The 19,656-nt window shown below is 72.5% G+C and carries 18 protein-coding genes and 1 pseudogene; 12 read left to right on the top strand and 7 right to left on the bottom strand.

Annotated elements, in window-relative coordinates; genetic code table 11:
* Positions 1-92 precede the first annotated feature (92 nt).
* The 3 genes from ND747_RS21505 to ND747_RS21495 all read left to right on the top strand — a co-directional run bounded on the left by ND747_RS21505 (position 93) and on the right by ND747_RS21495 (position 1,634).
* Positions 93-488 (top strand): nuclear transport factor 2 family protein, encoded by a 396-nt coding sequence (locus ND747_RS21505; RefSeq protein WP_251735787.1) that lies wholly within the window; start codon positions 93-95, stop codon positions 486-488.
* 103 nt (positions 489-591) lie between these two features.
* Complete coding sequence (locus ND747_RS21500) at positions 592-990, top strand: nuclear transport factor 2 family protein (RefSeq protein ID WP_374216289.1); 399 nt, start codon at positions 592-594, stop codon at positions 988-990.
* A 5-nt stretch (positions 991-995) separates the two neighbouring features.
* Positions 996-1,634 carry a TetR/AcrR family transcriptional regulator gene (locus ND747_RS21495; protein WP_251735783.1) on the top strand — a complete coding sequence of 213 codons (639 nt, stop codon included), beginning with the start codon at positions 996-998 and terminating at the stop codon, positions 1,632-1,634.
* Positions 1,635-1,673: 39 nt separating this feature from the next.
* On the opposite strand, the gene ND747_RS21490 is transcribed toward ND747_RS21495, so the two are convergent.
* Positions 1,674-2,360, bottom strand: coding sequence for a TetR/AcrR family transcriptional regulator (locus ND747_RS21490; RefSeq protein ID WP_251735781.1), 687 nt, complete (start codon positions 2,358-2,360; stop codon positions 1,674-1,676).
* Between the two features lie 353 nt (positions 2,361-2,713).
* A complete protein-coding gene (locus tag ND747_RS21485; protein WP_251735780.1) occupies positions 2,714-3,913 on the bottom strand; it encodes a cytochrome P450 in 1,200 nt (399 codons plus the stop codon).
* A 458-nt stretch (positions 3,914-4,371) separates the two neighbouring features.
* On the opposite strand from ND747_RS21485, the gene ND747_RS21480 reads away from it, so the two are divergent.
* From ND747_RS21480 to ND747_RS21470, 3 genes are read left to right on the top strand one after another with little or no spacing between them, the layout of a single operon-like run.
* The gene (locus ND747_RS21480; RefSeq protein ID WP_251735778.1) at positions 4,372-4,767 is read left to right on the top strand and encodes an OB-fold domain-containing protein; all 396 of its coding nucleotides are present in this window, start codon (positions 4,372-4,374) and stop codon (positions 4,765-4,767) included.
* A gap of 57 nt (positions 4,768-4,824) precedes the next feature.
* Complete coding sequence (locus ND747_RS21475) at positions 4,825-6,027, top strand: thiolase family protein (protein ID WP_251735776.1); 1,203 nt, start codon at positions 4,825-4,827, stop codon at positions 6,025-6,027.
* Position 6,028: 1 nt separating this feature from the next.
* Entirely contained in the window at positions 6,029-7,759 is a 1,731-nt protein-coding gene (locus ND747_RS21470) for an OB-fold domain-containing protein (protein ID WP_251735774.1), read from the top strand.
* 143 nt (positions 7,760-7,902) lie between these two features.
* On the opposite strand, the gene ND747_RS21465 is transcribed toward ND747_RS21470, so the two are convergent.
* Positions 7,903-8,616: a VIT family protein gene (locus tag ND747_RS21465; protein ID WP_251735773.1), complete on the bottom strand. Its 714-nt coding sequence runs from the start codon at positions 8,614-8,616 to the stop codon at positions 7,903-7,905.
* Between the two features lie 158 nt (positions 8,617-8,774).
* Positions 8,775-9,434: pseudogene (locus ND747_RS21460) on the bottom strand (TetR/AcrR family transcriptional regulator); the annotation flags it as partial.
* A gap of 277 nt (positions 9,435-9,711) precedes the next feature.
* On the opposite strand from ND747_RS21460, the gene ND747_RS21455 reads away from it, so the two are divergent.
* Positions 9,712-10,770: an aldo/keto reductase gene (locus ND747_RS21455; protein ID WP_251735771.1), complete on the top strand. Its 1,059-nt coding sequence runs from the start codon at positions 9,712-9,714 to the stop codon at positions 10,768-10,770.
* A 147-nt stretch (positions 10,771-10,917) separates the two neighbouring features.
* Entirely contained in the window at positions 10,918-11,400 is a 483-nt protein-coding gene (locus tag ND747_RS21450) for a toll/interleukin-1 receptor domain-containing protein (protein ID WP_285900882.1), read from the top strand.
* Positions 11,401-11,532: 132 nt separating this feature from the next.
* Here ND747_RS21450 and ND747_RS21445 read toward each other — a convergent pair whose 3' ends face one another.
* From ND747_RS21445 to ND747_RS21435, 3 genes are all read right to left on the bottom strand, one after another.
* Positions 11,533-12,720 carry a globin domain-containing protein gene (locus ND747_RS21445; protein ID WP_251735767.1) on the bottom strand — a complete coding sequence of 396 codons (1,188 nt, stop codon included), beginning with the start codon at positions 12,718-12,720 and terminating at the stop codon, positions 11,533-11,535.
* Positions 12,721-13,171: 451 nt separating this feature from the next.
* The gene (locus tag ND747_RS21440) at positions 13,172-13,645 is read right to left on the bottom strand and encodes a carboxymuconolactone decarboxylase family protein (protein ID WP_251735766.1); all 474 of its coding nucleotides are present in this window, start codon (positions 13,643-13,645) and stop codon (positions 13,172-13,174) included.
* Between the two features lie 233 nt (positions 13,646-13,878).
* On the bottom strand, positions 13,879-15,708 hold the full coding sequence (locus ND747_RS21435; protein WP_251735800.1) for a bis-aminopropyl spermidine synthase family protein: 1,830 nt from the start codon (positions 15,706-15,708) through the stop codon (positions 13,879-13,881).
* A 190-nt stretch (positions 15,709-15,898) separates the two neighbouring features.
* On the opposite strand from ND747_RS21435, the gene hisD reads away from it, so the two are divergent.
* The 4 genes from hisD to hisH all read left to right on the top strand — a co-directional run bounded on the left by hisD (position 15,899) and on the right by hisH (position 19,656).
* Positions 15,899-17,194 (top strand): histidinol dehydrogenase, encoded by a 1,296-nt coding sequence (gene hisD, locus ND747_RS21430; RefSeq protein WP_251735764.1) that lies wholly within the window; start codon positions 15,899-15,901, stop codon positions 17,192-17,194.
* Entirely contained in the window at positions 17,191-18,396 is a 1,206-nt protein-coding gene (locus tag ND747_RS21425) for a histidinol-phosphate transaminase (protein ID WP_251735762.1), read from the top strand. Before hisD ends, ND747_RS21425 begins: the two co-directional genes overlap by 4 nt.
* 67 nt (positions 18,397-18,463) lie before the next feature.
* Positions 18,464-19,051, top strand: coding sequence for an imidazoleglycerol-phosphate dehydratase HisB (gene hisB / locus ND747_RS21420; protein ID WP_251735760.1), 588 nt, complete (start codon positions 18,464-18,466; stop codon positions 19,049-19,051).
* Positions 19,052-19,056: 5 nt separating this feature from the next.
* Positions 19,057-19,656, top strand: a complete 600-nt coding sequence (hisH, locus tag ND747_RS21415; RefSeq protein WP_251735798.1) for an imidazole glycerol phosphate synthase subunit HisH — start codon at positions 19,057-19,059, stop codon at positions 19,654-19,656.

Raw genomic sequence — 19,656 nt, 5'->3', positions numbered from 1 at the left:
GGCCCGGGCCGGCCTCGTGCCGGGGCCGGCTGGCGCCGGGCGCATCCGCAGCCGCGGGGCACCTCTCCCGCGGGGGATCGTGAGGAGAAGACATGTCCGATGCCGTGGCCGACGAGCTCGCCATCCGCGACACCCTGTCCCGCTACTGCCATCTGCTCGATGACGGGAAGCTGGCCGACGTGGTCGCGCTGTTCACCCCCGACGCCGTGTTCGCCTTCGGCGCGGAGCACCGGGGCGCGGCCGAGCTCACCGCGTTCTTCGAGAAGTCGCAGGGTACGGCGGAGCAGCGGGGCCGGCACGTCACGGTCAACACCGTCGTGGAGATCGACGGCGACAGCGCCGTGGCCGTCTCGGACTTTCTGTACTTCGGCCTCGGTAGCCCCGCACCCGAGCCGCGTCTGATCGGCCGGTACACCGACACCCTGGCCCGGGACGGAGACCGCTGGCGGATCGCCCGCCGCGACGCCGTGCTCGCCAGCAGGTCCTGAGGAGTTCGCCGTGACCGTTGCATCCTCCGTTCCACCGGCCTCCACCCCGTCGGAACCCAGCCCTGACGGTTCCACGTCACCGCTGTCCGGCGCGGAGGCCCGGCTGCCCGGCCCGGTCGACCAGGTGGCGATCAGCCAGCTGCTGGCCCGCTACTGCCTGGCCCTCGACCTGGACGACGCCGAAGGCTGGGTCGCCCTGTTCACCCCCGACGCCGTCTACCACGTGTACGGGCGGACCTTCGACGGCCATGCGGGCCTGCGCCGGATGGCGACGGCCGCCCCCGGCGGTCTGCACCTCGGCGGCCCGCCGGTGATCGAGATGCTCGGCGCGGACACCGCCCGGACCACCCGCAACCTGTTGTTCATCGACCGCACCGATGGCGTTCCCCGGAACGCGGTCTACACCGACGATCTTGTGCGCACCCCGGACGGCTGGCGTATCCGCTCGTGCCGGTGCCAGTTCATCACGGCGGACGGGCTGTCCGACCGACCCGCGCGCTGACGCGGATGGGGGCGGTTCCCAAGCGTTCACAGCTTGCCCAGGAACGTTCCCGAGACACCCGGCGCGCGATTCTGCGGGCCGCGTTGGAGCTGTGGGCGCAGCGCGGCTATGAAGACGGCTTCGAGCGAACGACGGCCGAGGAGATCGCGACCCGGGCCGGCGTCTCCAAGGCGACCTTCTATCTGCATTTCGCGCGTAAGGAGGACATCCTCCTGCACACCGGCTGGATCACGGCCGGGGTGGTGTACGAGGACGCCCTCGCGGAGGTCGCCGCCGGGCGGGAGCTGGACGCCGCGGTCGACCGGATGATGAACCGGCTCGGCCGGCGGGTGCAACGGGTGCCGCGGGCGGCGTTGCGCCGGATTCTGGATGCTCAGATGAGCATGCCGCGGGGATCCGCGATCGAAGGCGAGTCGTTCGGGCTGGAGCAGGCTTTTCTCGCACTTCTGCAACCGGCGCTTGAAGCGGGTCAGCTACCCGAGCGGGTCAGTGTCACGGCGCTGGCGACCATGTTGAAGGCCATCACCATCGACGCCATCTGGCAGTGGTCGGCGGATGGCTCGGACCAGCTGCCGGTCGTCCTTCGACAACGTGCCGCGCTGGTGCTCGTCGGCGCCCGGCACGTTCCCGATGCCGTGCGTTGACAGCCGACGGCGGCTGCGGGTCAACCGAGGTCCGGGCGGCTACTCGTCGGCACTGATACCCAGGGCGTTGCGCCACAGCAGGGTGAGCTGGTCGACGGAGGCGTCCAGGTCGAAACCGACGGCGTTCTCGGAGTTGAACAGCAGCTCGGCGAAGTAGGCGACCATGCCACCGAGGGCCTGCGCGGCGTAGGCGGCGTCGACCTGGCGATCGGCGAGCTCGGCGGCCTGCAGGGACCGGGTCCGCCGCTCGATGGCCAGGGCGAACTCGTCGTGGCGTTCGGTCCGGATTCGCCGTACGTCCGCGTCGAAGGTGGACACCTGCTGGATCACACGCATGATCTTGGCGTTGGCGGCGTAGGTCTCGAGGTAGTGGCGGTTCGCCGCGCGGATCCGGGCGATCGCGTCGGTGCCCGCCGGTACCGGTTCCGGGGTGAGCAGGTCGAGTTCGACCGAGTCGACGACCTCCCGGAAGACCTCCTCCTTCGAGTGGAAGTACGTGTAGAAGGAGCCGTGCGACAGCCCCGCCAGATCACAGATGTCGGCAACCCGGGCATGGAGGAAGCCGTCGCGTTCGAAGACGGTGCGGGCCGCGTCGACCAGCTGGCCGCGAGTCTGCCGTCCGCGCCGGGTGCGTCCGGTGCCGCGGCGCTTGTTCAGCTCGCCGACGTCGCGCCGGGCACGGGACGCGTTGGGCAGGGCGGCTCCGCGATCAGTACGTTCGGGCACCTTGGTCCTCTCGGGCGCTGTGTCACCGACTCGGCCGGCGCACGCCGCGTTCTCCGGCGCAGGTTCTCCGGTCGACATGCTGTACGGGCGTCGGGCCGCTGACCGACGTCGCCGCTGTGACACCCGACACGTGATGGTCGGCCACGGCCTGCCGGCTGCCTGGTCGTCCGGCTCATTGTCGGTCATCTTCCCGGCCTTTTACCAGGTGAATGAGACAGAGTCGCCAGCATGTCGTCGTACGAACGACAAACGGCCCGCTCCGGAGGGGAGCGGGCCGTCGTGGCGGGGTGGGCAACCTGTCGGTGCCGGTGTGCCGGTGTGCCGGTGTGCCGGTGCCGACCGGTATGCGCTACCTACCGGATGAAGACCGGCAGCTTCTCCCAGCCGCGCACGGTCGAGGTGCGGGCCTGAACGGCGTTGTCCCAGTCGACCTCCCAGCTCGGGAAGCGCTTGAGGACCTCGTCGAGGGCGACCCGCCCCTCGAGCCGGGCAAGCGCGGCACCCAGGCAGTGGTGGATGCCGTAGCCGAAGCTGAGGTGGCGTGCGCTGCGGTGGATGTCGAACCGGTCGGGGTCGGGGAAGCGCCGCTCGTCGCGGTTCGCCGAGGCGTTGAGCAGCAGCATGATCTGGCCGGCTTCCACGGTCTGACCGTGGTGGGTCACGTCGCGGGACAGCTTGCGGGCCTGCACGGGGCTCGGCGCCTCGTAGCGCAGCAGCTCCTCGATGGCGTTCGGGATGAGCGACCGGTCCGCGGCAAGCTCCCGCAGCTGGTCGGGGTTCTCGCCGAGGACCTTGCCGGTCCAGCCGATCAGCCGGGTGGTGGTCTCGTTGCCGGCGCCGGCCAGCAGGAAGGCGACGGTGACGACCTGCTCCCGGGTCAGCTTGCGCACCGTGCCGTTCTCGTCCTCGAACTCGGCGTTGAGCAGCTGGGTCATCAGGTCGTCCGAGGGGTGCTTGGCACGCCAGTCGACATAGTCACCGAACGACTCGGGGCTGAAGTCCCCGGAACGCTGATAGTCGCTGAGGCTGCCGTCGGCGTTGAGCCGAAGGCCATCGTCGATCTGGTCGCGCAGCGCCACTTGGTCCTCCTCGGGGATACCGAGCAGGTAGCCGATGGTCCGCATCGGCATCTGGGCGCCGAGATCCTCGATGAAGTCGAAGCGGTCGGCGCCCACGAGGGGATCGAGCGTGTGCGCACAGTACCCGCGGACCTTGTCCTCAAGCGCGTTCATCGCCCGTGGGGAGAAGACCCGGATGAGGAGCTTGCGGTGCAGGTCGTGAATCGGCGGGTCCTCGAAGAGGATCGCCCCGGGGGGAAAGGTGATACCCGCCTTGACGAACTCCAGCACCGTTCCTTCGCCGGACCGATAGGTGTTCCAGTCGCCGAGCGCGGGCTCCACGTCCTCGTACCGGGTGAGCGCCCAGAAGTCGTGCTTCTCGTTGTAGTAGAGCGGCGCCTCATCCCGCATCCGCTTCCACACCGGGTACGGATCGGTGTCGATCTCAGGATCGTACGGGTCGTAATAGACGTCGCTGGGGCTGGTCACCGACATGCGCGAGCTCCTTTGGGGAATTCCGGCGTGGCGCCTGTGCACGGCGTGGCCCGGATCGCGCTGGACCGGGTCCGGCGACACGGGCAGGCATCCTCACGAATACCTGACGTGCCCATCTGCGTGCGGAGAGATCACGGCCGCCGGCTCCCGCCCCCACTGCCGCCATAAGGCCTGGCCAGACAGTGGAGACCGCGGTTGCAAACCGGCTAATCTGATCATCACGAAAACTATACTCCGTCCAGCTTCTGGTGTCTTCCGACGGGCTCGGACCGTGGATCATGAAGTGCCGCAACACCGGCGCCGGCGCCGCTGGTGCGCTACTGTGCAGCTGCCTGGGATGCGTGGTTGGCCCGACTTCCTGGCCGGTCAGGGCCCCCGATGGCCTGACCGATCCCCTCGTTTCCCCCTCGTCGGCCGCCGGCCACGTCCCGATTCCGTCGCCTCTGCAGGGAGGGCCCGTGAGCGAACGCGTCCCGCTCGTCGACTATCTCGTCCTGACCGGAACTCCGCATCTCACGGCACACGAGTGCACCGCGTGCGGCGCCCGGTACTTCGACCGTCGCAACGCCTGCGCGGCCTGCGAGGCGGACGTGTTCCGCGTCGTCGATGTGCCGACGGAGGGTGAGCTTCGGGCGTTCACGATCGTGTCGTACGCGGCGCCGGGGATCCCGGTGCCGTTCGTGGCCGGCGTGGTCGACTGCGGCGGGACGTCCGTGCGGGCCAACGTGGTGAACGTGCCGGCGGACCCGGAGCACGTCCGGGTCGGGATGAAGCTGCGGCTGACGACGGTTCCGCTGGGTGCGGACGCGGCCGGCACCGAAGCGGTCGGGTTCGGCTTCGAACCAGCTGGCTGACGGTGCCGGGCTGACGGCATCGGACGGCATCGGACGGCGTGGGACAGGAGTAGGGCGATGGCGGAGAACGTGTGGATCCTCGGCATCCACATGACGAAGTTCGGCAAGCACCCGGATCTTGACACGGTGGACCTGGGGGCGCAGGCGGCCCGCGGCGCGCTCGGCGACGCGGGCCTGCACATGCGGGACGTGGGCGTGCTGGCGGCGGGCAACCTGATGCGGGCCGCGGCGAGCTTCGGTCAGCAGCTGCAGAAGCAGATCGGACAGACCGGCATTCCGGTGTTCAACGTGGCCAACGCCTGCGCCACCGGGGCGACCGCGCTGCGCGTCGCCATCATGGCGATCCGGGCCGGCGAGGCCGACGTGGGCCTTGCGGTCGGCGTCGAGAAGCTGTCCGGAGCGGGGCTGCTCGCCGGCGGAACCACCAAGGAGCAGGGCGACACCTGGTCGCCGCAGGGCCGGTTCGGCGCGGTCGCCCCACTCGACGGGCGGATCGGCACCGAGACGATGCCCGGCGTGTTCGCGCAGATCGGCATGGAATACGGCCACAAGTACGGCGGCGCCGACTTCGAGCTGTTCGCGCGGATCTCCGAGAAGAACCATGCCCACTCGACCTTGAACCCGCTGGCGTCCTACCAGAAGCGGTTCACCCTCGAGCAGATCATGAACGACGTCATGGTCGCCTACCCGAACACCCGGCCGATGTGCTCGGCCAACTGCGACGGCGGCGCCGCGGCGGTCGTCGTCAGCGAGTCGAAGCTGCGTACCCTCTCGCTCGAGCAGCAGCGCCGGGCCGTGAAGATCAGCGCCTCGGTGCTGACCAGTGACCCGTGGCAGGAGGCCTGCCAGGTCCTGCCCGATGTCAACACCCTTACCCGGGCCGCCGCCAACCAGGCCTACGAGCAGGCCGGCGTCGGGCCCGATGACCTCGATCTCGTCGAACTGCACGACTGCTTCGCCACCGCCGAGCTCGTCCACTACGACAACCTGCGGCTGTGCCCGCCCGGTGGCGCGGTCGACTTCTTCAACTCCGGGGCCACCTGGCGCGACGGCACCACCCCGGTGAACGTCTCCGGTGGGCTGGAGTCCAAGGGGCACCCGGTGTCCGCCACCGGTATCGCGAACATCTGGGAGATCGCGACCCACCTGCGCGGCGAGGCCGGCGACCGCCAGATCGAGGGCGCCCGCGTCGGGCTGGCCCACGTCATCGGCCTCGGCAGCGCCTGCGGCGTCCACATCCTCGAGAAGGCGGCAGCCTGACATGCCCAGCTCCGACCGGACCGCCGCGGTCGAGGCCGCCCCGATCGTGACCACCGGGTGGCAACGGCCGCTGCCCGCGCTGGTTCCGCAGGTCGCGCCGTTCTGGACCGGCGGCGCGGACGGCGAACTGCGGCTGCCGCGGTGCACCACCTGCGCGCGGTTTCGGCACCCCGGCGAGTCGGTCTGCCCGGACTGCCCGGGCGCCGAGCTCGCCTACGCCGCCGTCGGCCCGACGGGTGTCGTCGTCGGCGTGAGCGTCAACCACCAGATGTGGCTGCCGGGGATCACCCCGCCGTATGTCGTGATCGTGGTGGAGCTCGACGACGCCCCCGGGGTGCGGCTCACCTCGAACCTGCTGGTGGACGATCCGAGCGAGATCGCGCAGCTCGCCCGGGTGGGGCTCGCCGTCACCGTCGCGTTCGACGAGCAGCGGTTCGACCCGCAGCGTCTGGACGGACCGGGTGACGTGTGGGTGCCGGTGTTCCGCCCGTCCGGCGAGCCGGATCGTGCCGGTCTGGTCCACGAGGCCCGTCCCGCTGCGCGTCCGCCGGTGAGCGACGAGCGGTTCGAGCGGCGCAGCGTGCTCTCCGGCGTGGGAATCTCCGCGGTCGGCCGGCGGCTCGGGCGCCCGCCGGTGAGCCTCGCGGTCGAGGCGAGCCTTGCCGCGATCGCCGACGCCGGGCTCACCCGCGACGACATCGACGGCATTTCCACCTACCCGGGCGGGCTCGGCGGCGGGATGTCCGAGGGTGGCATCGCGCCGTTGGAGGAAGCCCTCGGCGTGCGTCCGACCTGGTTCCACGGCGGGCTCGACCAGCCCGGCCAGTCGGGGGCGATCGTCGCCGCGATGCTCGCCGTCGCGTCCGGGCTGTGCCGCCACGTCCTGTGCGTGCGCACCGTCTGGGAGGCGACCTACACCGACTACCAGCGCCGCGGCCTGGTCGGCGGCGGGGGTGGCCGGCTCGAGGGAGACATCCAGTGGCGGCTGCCCTACGGCGCCGCCTCCGCCGGGACCTGGATCGGCCTGGCCGCCTCCCAGTACCTGCACCGGTACAAGGCGGACCGGGAGGTCCTCGGCCGGATCGCGGTGAACGCCCGCGCCGGCGCGGCCCGCAACCCCAACGCGGTCTACCGCGACCCGTTGACGTTGGACGACTACTTCGCCGCCCGGATGATCTCGACCCCGTTCGGCCTGTACGACTGCGACGTGCCCTGCGACGGCTCGGTCGCCGTCATCGTCTCCGCCGCGGAGACCGCCGGTGACGCGCCGAACGGCGTGGTGCGGATCAACGCCGTCGGCACTCAGATCACCGAGCGCCCGTCCTGGGACCAGGGCACCCTCACCCACGAACCGATGGTGCTCGGCCCCGCCACGCACCTGTGGACCCGCACCGATCTGACCCCGGCCGACGTCGACGTGGCCCTGCTCTACGACGGTTTCTCGTTCAACTGCCTGTCGTGGATCGAGGCGCTCGGCTTCTGCGGCTTCGGTGAGGCCAGCGACTTCATCGGCGACGGCACGACCATCGGCCTGGGCGGCTCTCTGCCGCTCAACCCGCACGGTGGCCAGCTCTCCGCCGGGCGCCTGCACGGTTTCGGCTTCCTGCACGAGGCGATCACCCAGCTGCGCGGTGTGGCCGGGGAGCGCCAGGTCGCCGATGCCCAGGTCGCCGTCGTCTCCACCGGCGGCGGCGCCCCCGGTGGCACCTTCCTGCTCACCCGCGACACCTGAGTCCGGCCTGCCGGTCCGTCCGCCCGCCATCCTCATCGATCGAGCGGACGGTTCGGCGTAGCTGTCTGTGTGCGATGCCCGGAACCTGACCGGCCGGCCCGTGGCGGACCGGAGGGTGCGTTCCGGGCGCGCCGTCACGCGGGTCAGACACCCGCCGTGTGGACGAGCGCGCCGACGAGTGCCGTCACCGCCATCGCCGCGCAGCCACCGACCACGACCCGTAGGGTCGGACGGGCGAGGGGCGTCCCGGCGGTGCGCGCGCCGAGCGCCCCGGCGACCGCCAGACCGATCACGGTGACCACGACGATCAGGGTGAGCCGCGTCGAACCGGGCGGCGCGGCCATGCCGAGGAACGGCACCAGCGCGCCGACGGCGAAACTGCTCGCCGACGCGGCCGAGGCCTGCAGGGGCCGGGCCCGGTTCTGCTCGTTGTGGCCGAGTTCGTCGCGCAGGTGCGCGGCGAGCGCGTCCCGCTCGGTCAGCGCCTCGGCGACCTGCCGGGCGAGCGCCGGGGGCAGGCCCCGCCGTTCGTAGATCCCGGTCAGCTCGTCCAACTCCGCCGCGGGGGTACTGGCCAGTTCCGCCTTTTCCTGCGCCCGGTCGGCATGCTCGACGTCGGCCTGGGCGCTGACCGACACGTATTCGCCGGCCGCCATCGACAGCGCCCCGGCGGTGAGCCCGGCCAGACCCGCGGTGAGGATCGCACTGCCGGACGCGCCGCTCGCGGCGACTCCGATCACCAGACTCGACGTCGACACCAGCCCGTCGTTCGCGCCAAGCACGGCGGCCCGCAGCCATCCGGCCCGCTCCGCGCCGTGCCGTTCCCGATGTCGCGTCCTGGTTCTCGGCGCCGCCACGCTCGCGATTACAGCATGCCGCGGGCGGCGCGATCGTCTGATTGGCGCCCCTGTGCAGGACCTTCCTTGTCACACTTCATCCCTGGCTGGCCGGGATCCGGCTGGTCGCGGCGGTGACCCTCGCGGCCCCGGACGTGGCCGTCGGCCGGGCGGCTGGCAGGCTCGTCGAGCGCCGAACCGAGCAGGACGAGGGCCGCGGAACGGGCGTCGGCGAGGGGCGCGGGATCGTTCAGGGACGTGGACAGGGCGGCCGCGCCCTCGAACAGCACGGCGAGCTGGCGCCCGAGCCTGACGGGATCGGCGGCACCGGCCTCGCGGGCGGTATCGATGAGCAGTCGGGTGAATCCCGCCTTGTGCTCGACGACCGCCTGTTCGATGTCGGGCACGGTGCCGGCCGTCTCCACCGCCGCGTTGTGGAACGGGCAGCCTCGCATCCGGTACACCCCCCCGACGCCCGCGGTGGCCGTGGTCGCGCCGGTACTTCCGCCGCCCGCCGTGCCACCGGACAGATCGTCGGCGAACAGCGCGATCAGGCGGGCGCGGGCCGGCAGATCGTCCCGGCGCAGGACACGCTCCCGGGCGACCGGATGGGCGTCCAGCCGCCGCAGGTACTCCGCCACCAGGGCGTTCTTGCTGGGGAAGTGCTGATAGAAGGTCCGTTTCGACACCTGGGCGACCTCGGTGAGCCGCTCCATGCCGGTGGTGTTGACGCCCTCGGCGTAGAAGAGCTGTTCCGCCGCCCGGAGAATGCGCTCCCGCGCGCCACGCCCGCCCCGCCCGCCCCGCCGTACGCCGCCTCGTGGGCCAGGGGCTCCCACGACCTCAGATGGCGGTGTCACCTCCACGGCGCGCATCTCCTGGTCGGGTCCGTCCGTACCCCGGGCGTCGAGCCGCGTGTCGGTCCCCGCCGCCACGGTGCGATCGGCGGCGGGGACCGACAGGGGAGCGATCTGATCGTCTTGCATGGTCGCCAATGTAGACCGATCGTTGTACCTGTGTCCAGGTGGTGCTAGGGTTGCCCTGCCACCGAAGTAAACCGGTCGTTTTACCTGGGTGGGCGGCCACGGGGCCCTTGCCCACTGTCGGGAGGTTTCGATGAGGCAGACGACGTTCGGCCGCACCACGGGCCTGCGCGTGAGCGAGCTGGCGCTCGGTGCCGCCAACTTCGGCACCGGGTGGGGTGCCGGGGCCGAGCCGGACGAGGCGCGGCGCATCCTCGAGCGCTTCGCCGAGGCGGGCGGCACCTTCCTTGACACGGCCGAGAGCTACCAGTTCGGCGAGTCCGAGGAGATACTCGGGCGCCTGCTCACGGGTCAGCGCGCACATTTCACTCTCGCCACCAAGTTCGGCGTGGGCCGCACGCCCGACAGCGGCGTTCTCGCGACCGGCAACGGCCGACGCGCGCTGGTCGGCGCGGTCGAGGGCAGCCTCACCCGGCTCGACACCGACTATCTCGACCTGCTCTGGGTGCACTTCCCCGACCCGGTGACGCCCATCGAGGAGATCATGCGGGGTCTCGACGATCTGGTGCGCTCCGGCAAGATCCTCTATGTGGGGCTGTCGAACTTCCCCGCCTGGCGTACGGCCCGCGCGGCCACCCTGGCCGAGCTGCGCGGTCTGGCCCCCGTCACCGCCGTGCAGTTCGAGTACAGCCTGGTGGAGCGGACCGCTGATCGTGAGGTCCTGCCGATGGCCGAGGCCCTCGGCCTTGGCGCTGCGCTGTGGTCGCCGCTCGGTGGCGGGCTGCTGACCGGCAAGTACCGCACCAGCAGCGCCGGGCGGCTCACCGACCTCGGCCGAGTGATCCACACCGAGGACGAGCCGCGCAAGACCGCGGTCGTCGACGCGGTGCTCGACATCGCCGCCGAGCTCGCCGTTTCCCCGGCCCAGGTCGCCACGGCCTGGGTGCGTGCACGGGCCGACCGGTCGTCGACCGGGCTCGTCCCGATCATCGGCCCGCGAAGCGTCGCCCAGCTCGACGACTATCTCGCCGCGCTCGAGGTGAACCTGGAGGAGAAGCAGTACCAGCGGCTGGAAGAGGTCAGCCGGATCGACCTCGGCCAGCCGCACACCGTTGCCGCCGCCCAGTACCCGGTCACCCTCGGCGGCACCGCGTCCGCGTCGGCCTTCCGCACCTATCTGCCCGTCGCCTGAGGTCCCCTCCCCGGGGATCCGGTCAAACCGATGGTCCGCAGCCACGCGTTCTCAACCGTCCACCAGCGTCGAATGTCGCTCGTCGATGGTCTTTCGCCGCCGGCGACCAACCTGCTGCCCGGTGTCAGACTTTCGTCTGATGATCTGATGAACAGCGGGGGATTGGGCCGGCCGCCGGCCGACGGGCGGTGGGATTTCTTCGTCTCGTACACAGCCAGGGATCGCATCTGGGCGGAGTGGATGGCCTGGCAACTGGAAGCCGACGGGTTCCGGGTCCTGGTGCAGGCGTGGGACATGGTCGTCGGGTCCGACTGGACCGCGGCCATGCAGGATGGCATCCGTTACAGCACCCGTACGATCGCCGTCTGCTTCGGCGCCTACCTGGAGTCGGTGGTCGGTGAGCAGGAATGGCAGGTGGCCTTCGCCTCCGAACCGAGCGGTGTCATCCGTCGCCTTGTCCCGCTGCGGATCGAACCCTGCGACCGCCCCGGCCTGCTCGGCCAGGTCGTGTCCATCGACCCGTGGCGCGCAGGTCGCCGTTCCCGGGGCCCGGTTCCGGGGGGCCAACCGCGCCGGGATCTTCCGGTGGGGTCGGGTCTGCGAGCTCGTCGCCGCCGAGCCGTCGTGTGAGTTGCGGTGGCGCACCGTCGTTTCGCGGCCCTGATCCCGTCCCATCGGACCGCCGCGACGCCCTGGCAGCCGACCTGCGCCGCCTCGGTGGCGGCGCCGCGAGAACGGATTGCGTCCCGGCCGGATGAGCGCTCAGGTCGGGTTGCCGGCCCACGGGTCGGGGCCGAAGATCTCGTAGCGGATGTGGTCGGGGGACAGCCCGCGGCGCAGCAGGCCGGCACGGACGTCCCGCATGAACGGCAGTGGTCCGCACAGGTACACCCGGGCGCCGTCGGGCAGCGGCAGGGCATCGACGTCGATCTGGACGGGGCTGTGTGGTTCGTAACGGGTGTGCAGCTGGAAGTTGCGCAGCAGGGCGCCGATCTCCAGCATCTCCGCGCGCAGCGGATGGTGCTCGGGGGAGCGGTCGGCGTGCGCCGCCACCACCGTGCGCTGCGGGCGCAGCCGGGCGGTGTGGCCCAGCATCGCGATCATGGGGGTGATGCCGATACCGGCACTGATCAGCACCAGCGGGTCGGCGCCGGGGGTGAGGGTCACAGCGCCGGTCGGCGGGCTGACATCCAGTACGTCCCCGACCTTCACCTGCTCGTGTAGATGGGCGGAGACGACCCCCTCCGGGCCGGCGCCGACCGCGGGCACGCGGCGCACGGTGATCCGCAGGCTGCCCGCTCCCGGCGCCCGCGACAGGCTGTACGGGCGGATCTGCCGGCCGCCGTCGGGCAGGTCCACGGCGACCGTCACATACTGCCCGGGCAGAAAGGCGGGCAGCGGGTCGGGCCCGGTCGGCACCAGATCGAAGGAGATCACCTCGGGGGTCGCCACCGTGCGTGCGGTGACCCGCCACGGCCGCCACGGCCGCGTCGGATCGGTGCCCATCCGCTGGTAGGCGCGCGCCTCCTCGGCGATGAGCGCCGTGGCGAACAGCCAGTACGCCTCGTCCCAGGCATCGTGCACCTGCGGCGTGACCGCGTCCCCGAGCACCTCGGCGACGGCGGCCAGCAGCTGCCGCCCGACCAGCGGATAGTGCCCCGGCCCGACACCCAGCGAGGCATGCCGGTGCGCGATCCGACGCAGCACCGGGTCGAACGGGCGCTCGGACTCGCCGAGCAGATGTCCGGTGAAGGCGACCAGCGAGGCGGCCAGCGCCCGGGACTGGGCGCCGGTGACCTGACCGCTGCGGGAGAACATCGGTGCGAGCTGCGGGTGCGCCGCCAGCAGCCGGCGGTAGAACACGGCGCTGATCTCCTCCGCGTGCTCGGCGACAACACCCGCGGTCGCTCGCAGGACCGCAGCGGACTGCTGCGTCGGGACGGCGCTCATCCAGCACCAGCTCCGCTTCTACGCGTTGTAGTAGCAAAACTGTTTCACCGTAGTGACGCCGGACGGGCCATGTCCCCGCCGCCCGCCCCTGTTCTCGTCCACGACGGACGCCCGATCCCTTCACCTGCAGGTTCGCCGGTTCGCCCACCGAGTCGCCCGGCCGGATGCCCACCCGTCGGTGGTCCCGGCGGGGCACGGAGAGGCCGGTCGCCGGGTGGGGGGGGGGGGGGGGGGGGGGGGGGCGCGCCCGCCCCCCCCCCCCCCCGCGCCCGCGCGCGCCCCCGGGGGCACTGCCGGGGGGGCGGTGGCGCGCCGGGGGCCGCGGCCGGCGCGGCCCGGGGGGGGGGGGGGGGGGGGGGGGGGGGGGGGGGGGGGCGGGGGGGGGGGCGGGGGGGGCCCCCCCCCCCCCCCCACCGTGCCCCTGAAGCGTCCGGATCGGACCCGGTCCGGGTCAGACGTCGAGGGGTGGCTGGGACCGGGTCGGGATGGCGATCCGGTTCCAGGCATTGATCGTCACGATGGCGAGGATCAGGTTCGCGGTCTCCGCCTCGGACCAGTGCTTGGTGACGCTCGCCCAGGTGTCGTCGCTGACGCCGTCCGGGCCGAGCCGGGTGACCTCGTCGGTCAGCGCCAGTGCGGCCCGCTCCCGCTCGTCGAAGAACGGTGCGTCGTGCCAGGCGGCGACCGCGAACAGCCGTCGCGACGACTCGCCGGCCGCCAGCGCGTCCCGGCTGTGCATGTCCACGCAGAACGCGCAGCCGTTGAGCACCGACGCGCGCAGCTTCACCAGCTCCAGCACGGTGGCGTCCACGTGCCTGCGCACATAGCCCTCCAGCCCCAGCACCGCCTTGTACCCGTCCGGCGCCACCTCGGCGATGTTCATCCGCTGCGTCCCTGCCAGCTGCGTCCCTGCCCGCTGCGTCATGGTCAGCCTCCTTCTGCCGAACGACTCCGGGCCGGCCGGGGCGGCTGCCCGGCCGGGGGAGCGCCTCCTGTGACGTCCCACGAGCCGCCCTTCGCGGCGACCCTCCCCCCATCTGGACGGCCCTGCCACCCGATCTGTGACAGGCCGACCCGCGGTCCCCGCACATTCCGCCGGCGGGCCGCTGATCTGGCGGGACGGCGGCCCTGGTGGGCCGGCGATCCGGTGCGGGACGGTCAGGTGGCGGAGGCGGGCAGGCGCTCGACGCTGGTGGCCGCGGCGTCGAACACGGCCGCGAGAGTGTGCCGGGGCAGGTCGATCAGCCGGGCGGACAGCAGGTCGGTGGTACCGAGGCTGATTCCCCGACTGTTGCCGGGCTCCTGGCCGCGTGCTTCGCCGTTCACCTGGCTGGCGGTGAGAGCAGCGTGGACGGTGCTCAGGGCGGCCCGTTGGGGGAGCGGCTCGCCGCCCTGGTCACGCGCGATCCGGATCAGGCCGTCGCGCCAGACGTTGCCGAGCCGGCCGTGCACCCGCTCCAACAGCCAGCGAGTGAGGCGCTCGGGTCCGGCCAACGTCGTCGGGTCGACCGCGGCGAAGGCCAGCAGCCGGGTCTGTCCGGCGCCGAGCGGTGTCTCGTCACACTCGGGCGTGCGCGCCCATTTCGCCCGCACCAGGTCGAACGGAGCGCCGGCACCCGGGCCGCCGGCGGCGTCCGGACGGCCGGGGGAGCGCAGGTCGGGATGGCCGGCATCCACCAGCACCGCGAGCCGGTCGGCGTTGGCGGCCAGCAACAGGCGCAGCAGCCACGGGCCGGGATCATCGGTCAGGTCGGCGACGACGCTGCGACCCGTGCCGGCCGCGCCGGTCGTGGACGGCGGCAGGCCGCGGCCGAGGACGGTGGGTAGCCGGGTGTGTGACGGGACCTCCGGCAACGGACGCTCGCCCACGAACACGCCCCGCCCGGGCACCGCCGCGAGGAACCGCCGGGCTGCCGCGACGGCCGGGGCGGCAAGCTCCTCGGCCTGGCTCTCCTCGGCCTGCCGGCCGCGGGTGTAGATGGAGCGCGGGTAGCCGCCGGGGCCACCGGTGTCACGCTCACCCGGCTGGTCCAGGCGGTCCAGCCGTTTCCACGTGGCGGCGGTCGGTTGGCAGCTGTACATGTCGGCGCGGGCGCCCACCGCCTCCGCGCCGTCGTAGACGTGGAACCCCGGCCAGATGGCCTCAAAGACGAATCCCTGGTCCAGCAGGGCCTTCTGGACCCGGGCGCCGAGCGCCGGTGCCCGTTCGCTGTAGCCGTAGGCGACGAGAACCCGGCCGCGGTCCCGGTCGGCCAGCCCCTGCGCGCCCCGCGCGGCGAACAGGGACACGCCGGCCGGGGTGTACGGCGGGTCGGTGAACACCAGGTCGGCCTGGCCGGCGACCGACGGTGGCAGGCCGAGGCGCAGATCCGCGTACACGCAGTGCAGCGTCACCTGACGCGTGTGGGCGCAGCGGTGCAGGAAGGCCAGCAGTTCCTCGTCGATGTCGACGACGGTGACCTGTGGCCCGCCGGGACGGCCGGCGAGCAGCAACAGCAGGGCCAGCGACGTCAGGTCGTGGTCGCCGACGAGAAGCAGGCGCGCCTCACGCAGGTCGTAGTGCGTGGACAGCCAGACCGCCCGGCGTACCGCCGTCGCCGCGGTGGCCGGGACATGGTCGAGGTCGGCCTGCGGTCTCGGGGCGGCCGCGATGAGGCCGTGCATCGTGGTGATCAGGTCACCGTGCCGGTGGATCTCGGTGGCCAGCGGGTCCACCGGGGTGGTCGAGCGCAGCTCGTCATAGCGGATCATGGACCGGTAGTGGTCGATCGTCGGGGCGCGCAGCACCAGCCGGCCGCCGGCTGCGGTGTGCAGGTCGTCACCGAGAGCCTGCAGGATGATCTCGACCGAGCGGCGTGGTAGTCCGGAGTCCTGCACCAGGTCGCGCAGGGTGTGGGGCCGTTCGGTCAGCGCCGCCACGACCCGGCGCGGCGCCCGCGCGTGCACCCCGTAGCCGTGCAGCATCGTCGCCAGCGACTCGCCCGACATGGGCACAGCGGCTGCTGGGGGTGCCGGGGCTGCTGGGGGTGCTGGGGGTGCCGGTAGTGCCGGGGGTGCGGTGGCCGGTGCGGAGATGCCGGACGTGGCAGGCGGGTGGGAATCGGTCACCATCCCAGCGTGTCACCCCACGACGCGACGTGATTTCACCGGTCGCGGCTTCGGCGGCTACCCTCGGGAGGTGCTCAGAAGGCTGGATCTGCGTGGCTCGACCCCCACCGGGGCGCAGGTGCGGCGTCTGCTGCCCCGCGCCGCGATCGATGTGGACGTCGCCGTCGAGGCCGTGCGCCCGGTATGCGAGGACGTCCGCGACCGTGGCGACGAGGCCGTGCTCGACGCCGCCGTGCGGTTCGACGGGGTCCGCCCCCCGCATCTTCGGGTGCCCGCCGCGGAGCTGGCCGCGGCCGCCGAACGGCTCGACCCGGACGTGCGCGACGCGCTGGCCGAGGCGATCCGCCGCTGCCGGCTGGTGCACGCCGCCCAGCTGCGCGCGCCGGTGACCGTCGAGGTCGCCCCGGGGCTCGCCGTCACCGAGCGCTGGGTGCCGGTCGAGCGGGTCGGGCTGTATGTGCCGGGGGGGCGGGTCGCCTACCCGAGCAGCGTGGTGATGAACGTCGTCCCGGCCCAGGAGGCCGGGGTGACGTCGCTGGCGGTGTTCTCCCCGCCGCAGAAGGACAACGGCGGGTTGCCGCATCCGGTCGTCCTCGGTGCGTGCGCGATGCTCGGCATCGACGAGGTGTACGCGGCCGGTGGCGCCCAGGCGATCGCGATGGCCGCCTACGGCACCGTTTCCTGCGCGCCGGTCGACGTGATCACCGGGCCCGGCAACGTCTACGTGACGGCGGCCAAGCGTCTGGTGCGCGGCGTCGTCGGGGTGGATGCCGAGGCCGGCCCGACCGAGGTCGCGATCCTCGCCGACGACACGGCCGACCCGGCGCACGTCGCCGCCGACCTGATCGCCCAGGCCGAGCACGACCCGATGGCCGCCTGCCTGCTCGTCACCACGTCGGCGGAGCTCGCCGACGCCGTCGACGTCGAACTCGGCAAGCGGGTACCCGCCACCCGTCACCGCGAGCGGGTCGAGCAGGCCCTCGCCGGCCAGGGCGCCGTCGCGATCGTCGCCGACCTGGCCGCCGGGCTTGCCGTCGCCGACGGCTGGGCCGCCGAGCACCTGGAGATCCAGACCGCGGACGCCGCCGCCGTCGCCGCCCGGGTTCGCCACGCCGGGGCGGTGTTCGTCGGGCCGTACGCACCGGTGCCACTCGGCGACTACCTCGCCGGCTCCAACCACGTCCTGCCCACCGGCGCGACCGCGCGCCACTCCGGCGGTCTGTCCGTCGCCGCCTTCCAGCGGCAGGTCCACGTCGTCGAGAGCACCCGGGACGCGCTGCACGCCGTCTCCGGGCGCCTCGGCGCACTCGCCGGAGCCGAGGACCTCACCGCACACCGTGACGCCGTGGAGGTTCGATTCCGATGACCGTCCAGCTCGCCGGCACCGACGCCGGCATGGTCGGGGACGACCGGCCCTGGCAGCCCCTGGGCCTGGATGAGCTGCCGTTGCGCGACAGCCTGCGGGGGATGTCGCCCTACGGCGCCCCGCAGCTCGACGTTGCGGTTCGCCTGAACACCAACGAGAACCCGCATCCGCCGTCGATCGGCCTCGTGGACGCGCTCGGCAAGGCCGCCACCCTCGCCGCCACCGAGGCCAACCGGTACCCGGACCGCGACGCCGAGGCGCTGCGCGCCGACCTCGCCTACTACCTGACGCCGGATGCCGGCTTCGGCGTCCACGCCGCCCAGGTGTGGGCGGCCAACGGGTCCAACGAGATCCTCCAGCAGCTGTGCCAGGCGTTCGGCGGCCCGGGCCGGGTCGCGGTCGGGTTCGAGCCGTCCTACTCGATGCACCGGCTGATCGCGCTGGCCACGGCCACCGACTGGGCCGGCGAGCAGCGCGCCGACGACTTCACCCTCACGCCCGAGCAGGTCACGGCCGCGATCGAGACGCACCGCCCGGCGCTGGTGTTCCTGTGCTCCCCGAACAACCCGACCGGCACCGCCCTGCCCCCCGAGGTCGTCACCGCCGCCTGCACGGCGATGGCGGCCGTCGGCAGCGGCATCGTCGTCGTCGACGAGGCGTACGCCGAGTTCCGCCGGGCCGGGGTGCCCAGCGCCCTGACCCTGCTGCCGGCGAACCCACGCCTGGTCGTCACCCGCACGATGAGCAAGGCGTTCGCGCTCGCCGGCGCGCGGGTCGGCTACCTCGCCGCGCATCCCGCGGTCGTCGACGCGTTGCAGCTGGTCCGGCTGCCCTACCACCTGTCGAGCTTCACCCAGGCGGTCGCGCGTACCGCGCTGGCCCACGCCGACGAGCTGCTCGGCACGGTCGAGGCGGTCAAGGCCCAGCGCGACCGGATCGTGCGGGAACTGCCCGGCCTCGGCCTGGCGCTCACGCCCAGCGACGCCAACTTCGTGTACTTCGGCCGGTTCGCCGACGAGCAGGACGTCTGGCGTCGTCTGCTGGACCGCGGCGTGCTCGTGCGCGACGTCGGCCCCGACGGCTGGCTGCGGGTCACCGCGGGTCTGCCCGGCGAGATCGACGCGTTCCTCGCCGCCCTGTCCCAGGTCCTCGCCGGTGCCCGGACCGACGAGTCCGGCCTGGTCACCCTCGCCTCCCGCTGACGCCGAACCACGTCCGCTGCCGTCACCGTTTCGCTGACGTTCGAGAAAGGCACCGAGGACAGCCCCGATGGCCCGCACCGCGCGTATCGCCCGCAAGACCCTGGAGTCGGACGTCCTCGTCGAGCTCGACCTCGACGGCACGGGCGTGGCCACCGTCGACACCGGCGTGCCGTTCTACGACCACATGCTGTCCCAGCTCGGCAAGCACGGTGGTTTCGACCTGACCGTGCGCACCCGCGGCGACCTGCACATCGACGCCCACCACACGGTCGAGGACACCTCGATCGCGTTCGGCACGGCGCTGCGCGAGGCGCTCGGCGACAAGGTCGGCATCCGCCGTTTCGGGGACGCCACCGTTCCCCTGGACGAGGCGCTCGCCCTGGCCGTCGTCGACCTGTCCGGCCGCCCGTACTGCGTGCACGTCGAACCGGACCTCGTCGGCCTGATCGGCACCTACGACACCACCCTCACCCGCCACATCTTCGAGTCGATCACCAGCTCGGCCCGGATTGCCCTGCACGTGCGGGTGCTTTCCGGCCGCAACGCCCACCATGTCGTCGAAGCCCAGTTCAAGGCGGTCGCCCGGGCCCTGCGCGACGCGGTCGCCCTGGACGCCCGGGTCACCGGCATCCCGTCCACCAAGGGCACGCTGTGAGTCGGGTGGTCGTGCTCGACTACGGGTCGGGGAACCTGCGTTCGGCCGAGCGGGCGCTGGCTCGGGTCGGGGCGGACGTGACCGTCACCGACGACCTGGCCGCGGCGCGGGAGGCCGACGGGCTGGTCGTGCCCGGGGTCGGCGCCTACGCGGCGTGCATGGCCGGGATCGACGCCCTGGGTGCGGGTGCGGTCGTGCGTGCCCGGGTCGCCGCCGGGCGGCCGGTACTCGGGATCTGCGTCGGCATGCAGGTGCTCTACGAGCTCGGCGACGAGCACGGGGTGCGCACTGAGGGGATCGGCGTGCTGGCCGGCGAGGTGCGCCGGCTGGCCGCGCCGATCCTGCCGCACATGGGCTGGAACACGGTGCGTCCGCCGGCCGGCTCGATGCTGTTCGCGGGGCTTGCGTCCGACACGCGGTTCTACTTCGTCCACTCGTATGCGGCCAAGGCCGACCTGTCCGCCGGCGACACCATCGGCGAGCACGGCGAACCGTTCGCCGCCGCCGTCGAACGCGGGTCACTCGCCGCCACCCAGTTCCACCCGGAGAAGTCCGGGGACGCCGGCGCCCACCTGCTCACCAACTGGCTCGCCACCCTGTCCTGA

Source organism: Frankia sp. R82 (assembly GCF_023716925.1).
Classification (GTDB): domain Bacteria; phylum Actinomycetota; class Actinomycetes; order Frankiales; family Frankiaceae; genus Frankia.
The sequence above is the reverse complement of the archived record's forward strand: the minus strand, read 5'-3'. Positions and strand labels throughout refer to the sequence as shown.

Bases quoted from the DNA above. Each gene is read 5' to 3' on its own strand.
- ND747_RS21505 (WP_251735787.1), top strand. From the start codon at position 93: ATGTCCGATGCCGTGGCCGACGAGCTCGCCATCCGCGACACCCTGTCC.
- ND747_RS21495 (WP_251735783.1), top strand. From the start codon at position 996: ATGGGGGCGGTTCCCAAGCGTTCACAGCTTGCCCAGGAACGTTCCCGA.
- ND747_RS21485 (WP_251735780.1), bottom strand. From the start codon at position 3,913: ATGTCGGTGACCAGCCCCAGCGACGTCTATTACGACCCGTACGATCCT.
- ND747_RS21475 (WP_251735776.1), top strand. From the start codon at position 4,825: ATGGCGGAGAACGTGTGGATCCTCGGCATCCACATGACGAAGTTCGGC.
- ND747_RS21470 (WP_251735774.1), top strand. From the start codon at position 6,029: ATGCCCAGCTCCGACCGGACCGCCGCGGTCGAGGCCGCCCCGATCGTG.
- ND747_RS21455 (WP_251735771.1), top strand. From the start codon at position 9,712: ATGAGGCAGACGACGTTCGGCCGCACCACGGGCCTGCGCGTGAGCGAG.
- ND747_RS21450 (WP_285900882.1), top strand. From the start codon at position 10,918: ATGAACAGCGGGGGATTGGGCCGGCCGCCGGCCGACGGGCGGTGGGAT.
- ND747_RS21445 (WP_251735767.1), bottom strand. From the start codon at position 12,720: ATGAGCGCCGTCCCGACGCAGCAGTCCGCTGCGGTCCTGCGAGCGACC.
- ND747_RS21440 (WP_251735766.1), bottom strand. From the start codon at position 13,645: ATGACGCAGCGGGCAGGGACGCAGCTGGCAGGGACGCAGCGGATGAAC.
- ND747_RS21435 (WP_251735800.1), bottom strand. From the start codon at position 15,708: ATGTCGGGCGAGTCGCTGGCGACGATGCTGCACGGCTACGGGGTGCAC.
- ND747_RS21425 (WP_251735762.1), top strand. From the start codon at position 17,191: ATGACCGTCCAGCTCGCCGGCACCGACGCCGGCATGGTCGGGGACGAC.
- hisB (WP_251735760.1), top strand. From the start codon at position 18,464: ATGGCCCGCACCGCGCGTATCGCCCGCAAGACCCTGGAGTCGGACGTC.